Genomic DNA, 12871 nt, shown 5'->3' with positions numbered 1-12871 from the left:
CCTTACTTAACAGGAATGAACTGTTTCAGGTCCCAAATTCCGAGATGAAAATGGCTGTCCGTTACGTTGATATCGTCGATCGCGCGGGAGGTGCCCGGCATCAGGTAAAAGTTTTTGACGCACGGCGTGGTCGGCGATTCCGGGTTGGGTTTCAGGCAAGTTCCGCTCGCGTTCACGCGAAACGCGGTATTGCCCTTATTGGTGATCTTCCCGGCCACGTAGACGAAATCGACGTTCTTCTTCCGGGGCTGGACCACCAGAATGGTACTCACCACGGCGCGGGTCATCCCTTTGCCATTCTTTTGCGTGCCGTTGTCGAGATCTTCGCTGACCCCTTCATCAATGAAGGTAATGCGGTAATAGCGCTCCCGATCGTCGGCCTTACCGTGATAGTAAAATTTGACGATATTGCTGGTTCCGGCGGGCATGACCATGCGCGTGGGCGTCAGCAGCAGCTCGTCGGTTTGCTCTGGATTAATCACCACGCCTTCATCCATCGGGCTGCTGATACGCTGGGCGCTGATGGAAATAATGCGCACGCTGTCCGCTTCGTTTTTTAATTCCTTGGCGGTGGAATCCGCATCGGCAGGAATAATGGTGGTGACTTTGCCAACATTAATCGCCAGCGCGGAGGAGGAAATAAATAATAAAGAGAAGAAGATGGGTTTGAGGCTAAACATGATATTTCCCTAAACAGGGGCTTACGCCCCTGTAACTGTCAGCTCTTAGCCCCAGGTTGCGCGGAACGCAACGGAGACAGTACCTTCCCACAGGCTGTTGGTCAGGTCTTTGAACTCTTTCGCCGCACCGGTGCTGTCCTGTGCAGAATCGACGTAGAACACAAACTTGTCCTGGCCGGTCACTTCGGTGTTTGCCGTCGCGCCTGCGCTGGTGGTCAGGTTCCACAGGCCAGAAGAGACGCCGGTGTTGTTTGAAGAGTCAACCAGGGTAGTCCATGCCGTTGACTTCGTACCCACTGTGCCACCGATGGAGCCCAGATCGGTCCCGCCAAAGCGCGCGCCCACTTTCAGTTTGGTTGCTTCGCCGCCAACGCTGAACAGGGTGTTGTCAGAGTCATCAACGATAGCTTCCAGTTTGAAGCTGGTTGCAGAAGAGTGATCGCCACGAATAGCCACATCAAACAGACCGGTGTCGGTGTTAAAGGCTTTCGTGTTTGCGCTATAAACGAAGTTCAGTGCGCGTGTTGGGGTGACAACCAGATCGGAATCGCTGTCTTTCGTTGCAGAAGCTTGCCAGGTTGCAGAAGCGGTAGTTTCCGCTGCATGAGCAACGCTCAGGGCAGAAAGAGACAGCAGTGAGCCCAGAACGATAGCGTTCAGTTTATTCATTTATTTAGTCCTTCAAAAAAGAATCCAGATGTTTAAAAAAGGGGAGCCCCTTTTTCGGGGCGAAGTATAGTCACCCGAAAAATAACGAGGCAATACAGAAAATTTCATTCCCTTTAAAGCAAAAGATGAAAAATATCCACCTGCTTTTGCATCTTGTTGTTACATAATGAATAAAATTGAGACTTTTTGATGAATAGATAAACATCTATTCTGGTTATTCTGCAGAATATCAGGATGTGGGTACCGCCACGCACATCATTATTGGTAATACCAGCCCTTTAATTAGCCAGGCATGACCTTTAACCCGGGTAACATAAAAGAAGTCGATACTGTCCATTAGCAGCTCATTGACAATTCCATCCGGGGCAATGTCATCATCAGATTTCTGCAGTTTTTTTCCTTTAATATAGTAAATATCACTGCCAGCAACTTTCTCAACGTTAAGGACATAGTTTCGGTCAATCAAATAACGTTTGTCGCCGCGGGTGAATACCCCTTTATGGATCACCGTGACAATATCGCTGCCATTAAACAGAAACAGCGTGGTTAACGACAGGGCGGTCGACTCTCCCGTTGAATAGTTTTTCCTGGAAACTGTATCAGACTGACAGCCAAATCCCACTTCCTGAGTTCTTTTCGGGTAAAGCACGGCAATGACGATAACGGAAAGCAGCAGTACCACGCCCAATAATATACCCATCTGTCTCTTCGACATGATCTTAACTCCCTGTCAGGCTTCTGTAAGAGATGCAATTTTTATAGCTATCGGCGCCATCCTGCAGATAACAGACGGCCAAAAAATCATTTTCCAGCTGTGATTTTTTAAATTTTGAATAATAGGCATCAGCAGCCTGATGTTCGCAGTCGATATGTTGACGGGCGATCGCCTCTTTAGCGCGGTTAAGATAGACCTGCTGCGGCTGATACATGTTCTTATCGATAAGATAAACCGTACAGCGGTCAATTTTTCCCAGCCGATAGATATCGGACTCCTTCGGTCGATCGGCAACGCGCATATTTTGGTAGAACAGCAGCGCGGCAATACCCATTATTGCCACCACCGCCATCACGAACAGGGTGGTAAAGCCGCTGTCCCGACGACGCAAACCTTCAGGCGGGTCTCGCTGCTGCGTCACAATATCGACGGTTTCCGTCATCATTTTTTCCGGAGCGGCCACGGGCGGCCTGACGGTGTGATGTTCAATATGCGCGGCCAGACTAAAACCTTTTCCACGAATGGTCTTAATCAGTAGCGGGTCACGTCCTAAACTCCGAAAAGCTTTTCTAATTTCACTTATGGCAACATTAAGACTGACCGAGGAGCCGGAAAAACCCCGGTCTTCCCAGACTTTCTTAATCAGGTCGTCCCTGTCGAGGGTTTTACCATTATTAATGATGAGTTCATATAACAAACGTGCCGCCTGATTTGATAACTTAATGGAAGATTCCTCTTCTCCATTTATCATGATCACACCGGAGTCCACTTCATAAAGCATTGCGAGATCAATAAGATACTTCATATGATTGTTACACCACTGTTATAAACGACTGTATTTCCCTCGCAATAATAGGTCTAAAGAGGGTGTGGTCAAGTCATCAAATATTATTTGAGCACGCCGCATAGAAAACTTCATAAATTAACAATTATTAATTCATTAATTAAGACCTTCGAATGAAGGCATTTAGGTTATGATCCTTAAAAGAACGTTATAGCAAGATTATAATCTCATTATTTTAATATTAACGGAATAATGTTTTGCTATGTATCTTTTTGATGCAACATAATATCGTCAAGGCTCGTACTCAGGTCGCGATGCGCGTAAGCCTGTCACAGTGTGTTGCGCAGCCGGGAAACATTCTTTCTTAGATAAAACAAAATATTATGGAGTTTATCATGTTCAAAACGATCATGACCGTATCTGTGCTTGGCGCAGCCATTGCCTCTACTCACGCCATTGCCGCAGATAACTCAGCGGGTGGCGTAATTAACTTTACCGGTGCTATTACCGATACCACCTGTACGATTAATGGCGGGAAAAGCGCGGATATGACCGTCGCCCTCTCCCCCATTTCGGTTAAGGATGCCGGAACAACGGTTGGCCTGATTACAAAAAATAAAAAATCCATTTCGTTAACCTTCTCTGGCTGTACGCCAGCAGCAGGTACGACCGGTACGCCGCTGAAAGTGTATTTCTCCAGCGCCGATAATATTTCTACCGACGGCAAATACCTGCTGAATAACAGCGTTAATGAAAACGACGCCAGCGTGGCGCGTAATGTCGGTTTCGCCTTAGTTGAACCAGGTAAATCTACGCCGGTTACGCTGAACCAGGCTTATACCACCAGCATTATGGGTACCTCAGCGGCGCCAGATTCAGAAACGCTGACGCTGGACGTTTATTACTATAAAACCAACGCCGCTGCTGCAACGGTCGGTGCGTTGAGCTCTAACGTGACCTACACCATTTCCTACCTGTAATTTCAGTTAATCAGGCTTCGTCCCGGCGAAGCCTGTATTTAAGGTTACCAATATGCGTAAGATTATTATGCTGGCATCTCTGCTGCTCAGCGCGGGCAACGCATGGGCCAATATTGTGATTAATGGCACGCGTGTTCTTTATCCTGAGAATAACAAAGAGGTCATTGTTCAGTTAATCAATACGGGTGATGCCCCTGCGCTGGTGCAATCCTGGATTGATGACGGCGATATTAACTCCACCCCGGAAACGGCAAACGTTCCTTTTTTGTTATCGCCACCGGTGGTGAAGGTCAGCGAACATAATGGTCAGCAATTGCGGATAAAAAAGTTGCCAGCGAATTTACCGGGCGATCGCGAATCGGTCTTTTTCCTGAACGTGCTCGACATTCCGCCAAAGCCGGAAAATATACAAAACCAGAATACCGTTCAGCTGGCGATTAAATCACGCATCAAAATGTTTTATCGCCCGGCCTCGTTAACCGGCACGCTGGATAACGCAACGGGGAAACTGACGCTAATTGCCAGCGGTAAACAGTTCCGCATCGTTAATGACAGCCCTTTCCATATTACGGTTGCCAATATTTCCGAGGGCAAAACCAAATTACTGCAGGAATCACCGATGGTCGCGCCCTTTGGTCAACTCACCGTCGCAACAAAAAACGCGGTGAAACGCGGCCAAACCTACCAGCTGATGTATGTGGACGATTTGGGTGCGTATAAAACCCGCACGCTCACCAGCCAGTGATCGGAAAGACTCACCATGAAAATGAAACAAAACAGGCTCTGCATGCTGGCTGTCTGCTCGCTTCTGCTTTCGCATAAATCAGGTGCGGTAACGTTTGATACCTCCCTGCTTGCTGGCGCATCCGGTGAGTCCGATCTGTCACGCTTTTACGAAAACAACGCCATGCCAGCCGGTCCCCAGGAGATGGATATTTACGTCAACGGAGACTGGAAGGGGCGCTATACGGTGACCTACGGCGAGCAACAGGATGACGTTCGCCTTGCCTGGACAGACGCGCTTATGCTGGGGATCAACACCAAAGCGATTCCGGCCCCCGCCATTACTGACGGCCAGGTGCAGCTGCACGATCTGGTTCAGGGCGGCGAGGTAAAAACGGACACCAGCACGCTGAGTCTGGCACTCACCGTGCCACAGGCGGCCGTCTTACGTACCGAAGAGGGCTATGTTGCCCCTCAGTTCTGGGACGAAGGGATCCCGGCGCTGATGCTCTCCTGGAACACCACCTGGTACAACACGCGAACAAAAGGCTCCGCCAAAGAGACCAACGATGATTTTTACGCCGGGCTGGATTCCGGTGCCAACCTGCTCGGCTGGCAGTTTCGCGACAGCAGTACCTGGCGCAAATCCGCCAGCGGTGACAGCAGCTGGCAGAATAACACCCGCTACCTGCGCCGCCCGCTGGCAGCGCTGAAATCCAACCTGACGCTGGGCGACTTTTATATTCCCGGCGATCTGTTTGATTCCCTTCGTGTGCGCGGCGTGTCGCTGGCCTCCGATATGAAAATGCGCCCTAACTCGCAGCAGGGCTTTTCACCGGTGGTACATGGCGTGGCGCGCACTAACGCCCTGGTGAAGGTAATGCAGAACGGTAACGTCATCTATCAGGAGAACGTTCCGCCGGGCCAGTTCACCCTCGACAGCATTCAGCCGACCGGTTCAGCGGGCGACCTGCTGGTGGTCGTGCGCGAAGCGGACGGTTCCCAGCAATCATTCACGGTGCCTTTCTCTGCCGTGCCCGGCATGCTCAAAGAGGGTGTGAGCGAGTACAGCGTGGTGGCGGGAAAGGTTCATCAAAACACCCTTGAGGCGGACCCGGCGTTCCTGCAGGCCACGCTGCGCTATGGCTTTAATAACCTGATGACCGGCTATACGGGCACGATCGTGAGCGATAATTATCAGGCGGGGCTTATCGGCACCGGCTGGAATTTGCCCTTTGGCGCGGTATCCGTGGATGTCACCCACGCCAAAACCACGCTGCAGGACAGAACCGACAGCGGCCAAAGCTTTCGCGTGTCGTACAGTAAATTTATCGATACCACAGCCACCAACTTCACGCTGGCGGCCTACCGCTACTCCACGAAAGGGTATTACAGCTTTAGCGACGCGCTTTACTCCCGGGAAGGGTATCAACGCCTGAAAGCACAGTATGACGAGTATGAAGATCGCTTCGGGGTCGCCCCGGAGATGACGATGAGCACCTGGGATGCCCTGCGCGCCGCACAGCCTAAAAACACCTTCACGCTTAACCTGAACCAGCGTCTGCCCGATAACTGGGGCACGGTGTTTATCTCGGGTACACAGCGCGACTACTGGAATTCCCGCCAAACCTCGCGCGAATATCAGGCCGGCTACTCCAACGCCATCGGCCGGGCCAGCTATACCGTCTCCGCCAGCCGGGTGCGCAACAGCGAGCGTGAAGAAGAGACGCGTTTTTACCTCTCCCTCAGCCTGCCGTTCTCGCTGTTTGATAACAACGCGTGGGTCACCTCCAGCCTGACGGCCAGCGACTCGCATTATGAACAGAGCAATATCAGCATGAGCGGCAACGCGCTGGCGTCGAACCGCCTGAGCTATACGCTCTCCGGCAGCAATGCGCGGGGCGGGAACAACACCGCCAGCGTGAACACCGCATACCGGGCAAACTTCGCGACGCTTGGCGGCTCCTACAGTGAATCCTCCGACTACCGCCAGATGGGGCTGAACGGGCGCGGCAGCCTGGTGGCCGTGCCGTGGCATCTGCTTGCCTCCAACGAAACCGGTTCCACCATGACCATTGTCGATGCGCCGCAGGCGGAAGGGCTGATGGTTAACGGCGACGAAAGTATCGTGACCAACCGTGATGGCGTGGCGCTGGTGCCTTACGCCACGCCGTACCGTAAAAATGCCATCACCCTGTCCGAAACGGCGAACAGCCGCGGGGCAGAAGTGCTGGGCAACATCGCTAACGTCGCCCCTTACGATGGCGCGGTGAACTATATCCGCTTCGATACCGACCAGCGCCAGTCCTGGATGCTGCGCGCCACCCGCCCGGACGGGGCACCGTTGCCGTTTGGTACCGAAGTGCTGAACGAGCGCGGCGAGTCGGTGGGTTATGTCGGCCAGGCCAGCGTGCTCTACATTCGCGCGGAACAACCACCACGTGAGCTTAGCGTTCATTTGCGTGGCGGAAATTGCACTATCGCCGCACCGGCGTGGGGGCTGGAAAGCCCGTCCTCTGTTTGCCATTACTAACGGAACATCAACATGATACGGTTACTGACCTTTCTGTTTCTCGCCTGCGTCAGCGGGGCAAGCTATGCCACCTGTTCCGGGGGCAGTATTTCCTATGGCCCGCCGATCAGCGTCGATCTGTCGGATAAGCTGACGCCCGCCACGCCGACCTGGACCGGGAGCTTCAGCACCCAGTACAGCGGCTCGTTTAACTGCTCAACCGGCAACAGCGAGTTTTCTTACACGCCGATCCTCTCGACCGACAGTAAGTACGCCACCATTCTGGGCTTCAGCAATGACAAATACAGGGTGCGGGCGGAGATCACCAGCACGCATCCCAACAAGACGCTGAGCGCGAGCGGTAACCATACGGCTTCTGAACTGAACACGCCGTTTACCGTGCGCTTTACGCTGGTTGATCAGAGTGGTACGACCCTCTCGGGGGACACGGCGACCATGAGCGATGTCTTGTTCGTCAGCGATATGAGCGGCATGTCGTTCTGGGAGATCATTACCTGGCCGATCAATCAGCTGGTGAAAATTGTGCAGTGGCTGTTTAACGGCTTTAAGTGGCCATACGATAACCGGGATATGTTTGGCCAGCCGATGACCATCAAATATGCGCCGAAGCTGACCACCTGCTCTTTCGACAACGCGGGGCTGACGGTTCATTTACCTACGCTGGGTATCCCACAGTTGAGCGCCTCTGCCCAGCCAGGGCTGACGCCCTTTACGCTCAATATGAGCTGTCAGAATCTGGGGACAAACGGGACGTCTGACCGGGCGATTGAGATGTTCCTCTCCAGCACGCAGCTGCTGTCGACCGACAGTTCCGTACTGGTCGACACCAGCAGCGGTGCCGCACAGGGCGTGGGGCTGCGGCTGATTCAGCGGAATAACCCGCAACAGCCGGTCGTCTTCTCGACCTCTACCACCAGCCGCGGAAATGCCACGCTGCTGTTCAACGTGGCGGCGGGCGGGGCACTGAGCAAGACGTTCACCCTGCCCATGGCGGCGTCCTATTATGTCTGGGCACCGGCGAAGGTCAGTCAGGGCAAACTCAATACGACGGCGACGCTGAATATTATCTACCCCTGATGCGCATCTGCCGGGACGCTGTCGTTCCGGCGAATCGACGCTTAACTCCCGATCCGGCCCGCCATCTGCAGGTATTTGATGAGTTCGCTGTGGTTGGTGAGGTTGAGTTTTTTCATCGCATTGTGCTTTTGGGTGGCGATGGTACTGGCCGAGCGGCTTCGCAGCTGGGCAATTTCGGTCACGGTGTAGCCTTCCACCAGAAGATGCAGCACCTCCCACTCCCGGGCAGAAAGCACCGAACGCGAGCGCGCGCCGGCGCGCATCATTCCCTTCAGATACGATGAGACACGCGGCCTGGCCTCTTCTGCTCTGAGCAGCGCCTGTAATTCTCTTTTCAGCTCGCCGGGCTCGTCCTGCAGGGAAAGGGTCAGCTCGTATTTCATCTCCAGCACCCTTTTTAATAATCCGTACTGTAATTCAGGCACAAAAAGTACACGCTTAACGTGGTGCGTATGACATAACATATTGAGCCGGTTACTGGTCTGTACGCTCCACGATTTATGGTTAAACAGATAACTGAACTCGGCCATAACAATATCGACCTGACCGTCGCTAATGGCATCAAAGAGCTGTTCTGTTGATTCCACTATTGATATTTGCAGAGAATATTCAGGCAGTAATTTACGCAGCGCATCGCTTATCATCTCCTGCAGAATATTGACCCGATAAAACACAATAATCCTGAGAGTGAATTCAGAAAAAATCATATTATTTCATTATTAACACGATAAAAGGAGACTGATAGTAGTGTAATAAGCCCATGCTCACAACTTATTCCCACCAGGATTTTAACGCCCGGGTGGCTAAAATTCCTGGCGAAGCAATATAAGTGGCGAATCAACACCCAAAACGTGCTAAAACCCCGCCTAAAAACCCCATAAAAAGAGCGTTTTATCCATATCAAACCTTAACAAACGCCATTTCTCAGGATAAAAATCTATCTCTAATATTATAAGAAGATTAAAAATATTAGATCTCACCTTAAAATATTTTTTGAATTTTATCTTTCGATAATAAAAAGGATTGGCTTTACGCAATACATTCTCCTGGCATACATTTTATGCCATGTCTCGCGACAAAGGCATGGGTGACCGCACGATTCAAATTACTGTTTCTCTTACACGGACCGGGTGCCCAACTAAAGGAGAATGACCATGAAAGAAACAATACATGTGGCCGTTATTGATAGTTGTGAGTTCACAATGATTGGCCTGCAATATCTTGGCAACCGTGAACCTGACGCGCATCGGGATGTTATTTTCCATGGGTTCAGCAATATTGAAGATTTTCTCCTCAGCGAACGAACCTGGGACATCGTCATTTATGATCCACTGAATATCGGCAGTTTTATGATTACGCCCAATGAAGATATTCTGCGCATTAAAGAAAAACAGCCAGCGGCGAGGATCTATATCTATTCGTTATCCGTCGGTTTTCTGAAATTTAAGCATGTGGATGGGGTCATCAATAAGCGCGTGTCGCTGGGGGATATCAAGGCGATGTGGCAAATCCTGATGAGCCAGACGCCAAAAGCGTTAAACCATTACAACGTGAGCATTACGACGCGGCAGCGCCCTGCAAGGCTCTCCAACGAGGAAGCGAGCGTGCTGCGGGGCTACTCATGTAACCTGAAAACCAAGCAAATTGCCCGTCAGCTCGGCTGCAACGTCAGGCTGGTTTATTTCTACAAAAACAATGCCATGAATAAGCTGAAGGCCGTGCGGGGCCCCTCGTTCTATCAGAGCATTCGCTGGATCCTGAATTAACTTCCCGACCGTGTGTCGTTTGCCTTTGTTCCCGTGTCCGCGGGAACCTTTTTTTCTGCAGGTCTTGTCATGTACACCGTGCTTCCCTCTCCCCTGCTGCATGCCATCACCGGATTGCGGTTTCAGCCTTTAGTCGATTTGCATTCCGGCCAGGCGGTGGCGCATGAGGTTCTGGTGGAGATCCACAACGTGAATCTTGACGCACTCTTCGCTTCACTGCCCACCCGTAGCGCGCTGCAAATTTTTTTCTGGCAGGCCAATACGCTGCTGCAGATGCCGGACAAAGGCCAGTACTGGCTTAATCTCCCGGCAGACCAGCTGCTTGATGCGAAAGCCATAGACCTGTTGCTTGCGCTACGTCACCAGCAGCGTTTAACGATAGAAATTCAGGATCCGTTAACCGTGACCCGCATGAGTGCCGCAGAGCAACGCGGCATCCATCACGCCCTGCTTCAGCTTAAGGCGGCGGGCTGGAAAATCTGGCTGGATGATCTGACTCAGGAACTGGCAGACGACTATGCGCGTCTTGCTCTGCCGGTAGATGGCATCAAGCTGGACCGCTCAGAGCTGAGCTCTCCCGCCCGCTTTGACGCACTGGTTCACTTCGTCAGAGAGAAGATTGCCCGGGCTGTTGTCGTCGAAGGCATTGAAACCGCGCAGGACTTACAGCGAGCCTGCGTCTCAGGAGCACGGTTTGGCCAGGGTTTCCTCTGGCCGGAAAGCCGGATAGATGCCAGCGTGACGGTGTAAATTCCGTGGGCATTACCAGCCCGGCACCGCTCCGCCGTTAAAAATGGTCTCCGCCGCCTTCGCTACCTCCGGTGACTGATAGGACTGGATAAATTCCTTTACGTTCTCTGCGTCTTTATTGTCTTCGCGCGTCACCACGATGTTCACGTACGGCGAGTTTTTATCTTCGATAAAGACGCTGTCATGCACCGGGGAAAGCCCGGTTTGCTGGATATAGGTGGTGCTGATGATGGCAACATCCACTTTCGGGTCATCCAGCACCCGCGGCAGTTGCGCCCCTTCCAGCTCCATAATGTTCAGTTTTTTCGGGTTAGCGGTGATATCCAGCGCGGTTGGCAGCAGGCCGACGTCCGGTTTCAGGGTAATCAGTTTCTCTTTTTGCAGCAGGAGCAGCGCGCGACCGAGGTTGGTGGGGTCATTAGGGATGGCAATGGTCGCCCCGTCTTTCAGGTCAGACACGGATTTGATTTTGCGGGAATAACCGGCCATCGGGAAGACGAAGGTATTCGCTACGGCAACCAGTTTGTAGTTATGCGCCTTGTTATCTTCTGCAAGGAACGGACGATGCTGGAAGACGTTAGCATCCAGTTCTCCCTGGTTGGTGGCATCGTTGGGCAGCAGCGAACCGCTAAACCCGACCAGCTCCACATCCAGACCGTATTTCTCTTTTGCCACTTTTTTGGCGACTTCAGCCACATCCTGCTCCGCGCCGTTGATTACGCCGACTTTAATGTGTTTGGCATCGCTGCCACTTTGATCGCATCCTGCCAGCAGCAGACCCGCGAGAACCAGAGCACCCAATCGAAGTTTCACAAGACCTATCCTTTTGATGAACGTTTCAGTGACTATATCGGCAACGAGGCGGTGAAATAAAAACCGAAAAGGAATCAATAAGAAGGATAGGTTATATGCGGTCTATTGCCGGGTGACGCTGAGCTTACCCGGCCTACCTGACGGAGGATGTGTAGGCCCGGTAAGCGTAGCGCCACCGGGCGATGAATCTCGATGCTTGCCGGGCCTAAAGCGCTTTCGTCAGATAATGACGCTGCATGCCTGGGTACGGGTAATCCTGCAAAGACATCTGCAGCTGGTACCCCTGTTTTTCATAAAACGGACGCGCCTGGAAGCTGACCGTGTCGACCAGGGCATGTGTACACCCTTTACGTCTGGCTTCTTCTTCCGCCGTTTTGATAAGCTGGCTGCCCACGCCGGTTCCCCGTACGGTATCGCTCACCCAGAGATAATCAATATTCAGCCATTCACCTTTTCGCACGCCGATTAATCCACCCAGCATGACGCCCTTTTCGTCTCGCATGTAAACGCCAATATCACCACTAAAGTTCGTCATATCTAAAAACTGGGCGTTGTAAGCTCTTAATCCCACAAATAACTCTTCTTTTTCTGCGGGTGTGACTTTTTCTGTTATGCTCAGGTGCATATTTTTCTCCTTATTTTCCACGCAATCTGAATATCTCACAGGTTAACCTTCATAAAAACTCCTTATTTCCTCCATTTTTTAAATCCTGAAATATTCATTCAATATGTAAATAAAAAAAGCCTTTCCAATACGCACCCAAAACGTATAATGAGAACGATCATTCTCACTTTTACCCGGTAATCGACGATGAGCACAAAACTGGAAGAACGGCAGAAACAACGTCAGGACGAGATCATCACCGCCGCGCGCCGCTGCTTTCGCGCCAGTGGATTTCATGCGGCCAGTATGTCGCAAATCGCCAGCGAGGCGAAACTCAGCGTCGGGCAAATTTACCGTTATTTCAGTAACAAAGACGCGATTATTGAAGAGATGATCCGCCGTATTATCGATTCCCGTATCGAGGGAATGCAGGACAAAACGGTGGTGGAAGGCATGCCGCAGGCGCTCGCCTGGCGTCAGACGATTAACGAAGACGACGATGCGCTGATGCTCGAAATGTCCGCCGAGGCGACGCGTAATCCGCAGGTGGCCGCCATGTTAACCGCAGCCGAGGCCCGCATGTTTAGCAACGCCTGTGCGCACCTGAAAAAGCAGTTTCCTCATTTAAGTGATGAACATATTCGCTGCTGCGTGGAGATTACCGCCGTGATGATCGAAGGCACAATTTACCGTCGGCTTACGCCTTTAAACGTGCCGTCAGAACAATTAGAGCCGATTTATCAGAATATTTTAAATATGCTTTTCACTGCGAAGTAA

The 12871-nt window shown here is 51.8% G+C and carries 14 protein-coding genes; 7 read left to right on the top strand and 7 right to left on the bottom strand.

Translation table 11 applies throughout. The annotated features are described in order from the left end of the window. Positions 1-2: 2 nt before the first annotated feature. From APU11_RS00460 to APU11_RS00445, 4 genes are all read right to left on the bottom strand, one after another. Complete coding sequence (locus APU11_RS00460) at positions 3-680, bottom strand: fimbria/pilus periplasmic chaperone (protein WP_020686458.1); 678 nt, start codon at positions 678-680, stop codon at positions 3-5. A 45-nt stretch (positions 681-725) separates the two neighbouring features. Then, on the bottom strand, positions 726-1349 hold the full coding sequence (locus APU11_RS00455) for a common pilus major fimbrillin subunit EcpA (RefSeq protein WP_013094841.1): 624 nt from the start codon (positions 1347-1349) through the stop codon (positions 726-728). A gap of 229 nt (positions 1350-1578) precedes the next feature. Next, on the bottom strand, positions 1579-2064 hold the full coding sequence (locus APU11_RS00450; RefSeq protein WP_013094840.1) for a hypothetical protein: 486 nt from the start codon (positions 2062-2064) through the stop codon (positions 1579-1581). A 4-nt stretch (positions 2065-2068) separates the two neighbouring features. After that, a complete protein-coding gene (locus APU11_RS00445; protein ID WP_058650565.1) occupies positions 2069-2869 on the bottom strand; it encodes a winged helix-turn-helix domain-containing protein in 801 nt (266 codons plus the stop codon). A gap of 374 nt (positions 2870-3243) precedes the next feature. Between APU11_RS00445 and APU11_RS00440 the strand changes: the two genes are divergently transcribed. The 4 genes from APU11_RS00440 to APU11_RS00425 are packed head-to-tail and all read left to right on the top strand — an operon-like array spanning position 3244 to position 8161. Continuing rightward, a complete protein-coding gene (locus APU11_RS00440; RefSeq protein ID WP_013094838.1) occupies positions 3244-3828 on the top strand; it encodes a fimbrial protein in 585 nt (194 codons plus the stop codon). Between the two features lie 52 nt (positions 3829-3880). Next, on the top strand, positions 3881-4573 hold the full coding sequence (locus APU11_RS00435; RefSeq protein ID WP_013094837.1) for a molecular chaperone: 693 nt from the start codon (positions 3881-3883) through the stop codon (positions 4571-4573). A 15-nt stretch (positions 4574-4588) separates the two neighbouring features. Next, positions 4589-7084 carry a fimbria/pilus outer membrane usher protein gene (locus APU11_RS00430; RefSeq protein ID WP_058650564.1) on the top strand — a complete coding sequence of 832 codons (2496 nt, stop codon included), beginning with the start codon at positions 4589-4591 and terminating at the stop codon, positions 7082-7084. Positions 7085-7096: 12 nt separating this feature from the next. Continuing rightward, positions 7097-8161 (top strand): fimbrial protein, encoded by a 1065-nt coding sequence (locus APU11_RS00425; RefSeq protein WP_020686452.1) that lies wholly within the window; start codon positions 7097-7099, stop codon positions 8159-8161. A gap of 41 nt (positions 8162-8202) precedes the next feature. On the opposite strand, the gene APU11_RS00420 is transcribed toward APU11_RS00425, so the two are convergent. Continuing rightward, positions 8203-8868 (bottom strand): LuxR C-terminal-related transcriptional regulator, encoded by a 666-nt coding sequence (locus APU11_RS00420; protein ID WP_020686451.1) that lies wholly within the window; start codon positions 8866-8868, stop codon positions 8203-8205. A 447-nt stretch (positions 8869-9315) separates the two neighbouring features. Here APU11_RS00420 and APU11_RS00415 point away from each other — a divergent pair, with 447 nt between their 5' ends. Together APU11_RS00415 and APU11_RS00410 are read left to right on the top strand one after the other, a co-directional pair. Next, complete coding sequence (locus APU11_RS00415; RefSeq protein ID WP_013094832.1) at positions 9316-9927, top strand: LuxR C-terminal-related transcriptional regulator; 612 nt, start codon at positions 9316-9318, stop codon at positions 9925-9927. A 69-nt stretch (positions 9928-9996) separates the two neighbouring features. Next, on the top strand, positions 9997-10677 hold the full coding sequence (locus APU11_RS00410) for an EAL domain-containing protein (protein WP_058650563.1): 681 nt from the start codon (positions 9997-9999) through the stop codon (positions 10675-10677). Between the two features lie 12 nt (positions 10678-10689). Here APU11_RS00410 and nlpA read toward each other — a convergent pair whose 3' ends face one another. Together nlpA and APU11_RS00400 are read right to left on the bottom strand one after the other, a co-directional pair. Beyond that, positions 10690-11490 carry a lipoprotein NlpA gene (gene nlpA / locus APU11_RS00405; RefSeq protein WP_029881865.1) on the bottom strand — a complete coding sequence of 267 codons (801 nt, stop codon included), beginning with the start codon at positions 11488-11490 and terminating at the stop codon, positions 10690-10692. Positions 11491-11695: 205 nt separating this feature from the next. Continuing rightward, positions 11696-12115, bottom strand: a complete 420-nt coding sequence (locus tag APU11_RS00400) for a GNAT family N-acetyltransferase (RefSeq protein WP_020686446.1) — start codon at positions 12113-12115, stop codon at positions 11696-11698. 186 nt (positions 12116-12301) lie between these two features. Between APU11_RS00400 and APU11_RS00395 the strand changes: the two genes are divergently transcribed. Next, positions 12302-12871, top strand: coding sequence for a TetR/AcrR family transcriptional regulator (locus tag APU11_RS00395; RefSeq protein ID WP_013094828.1), 570 nt, complete (start codon positions 12302-12304; stop codon positions 12869-12871).

The organism is Enterobacter sp. 50793107, from assembly GCF_001463365.1.
Lineage (GTDB): Bacteria > Pseudomonadota > Gammaproteobacteria > Enterobacterales > Enterobacteriaceae > Enterobacter > Enterobacter cloacae.
Note: the sequence above shows the minus strand (reverse complement) of the source record. Positions and strands in the feature narration are given on the sequence as shown.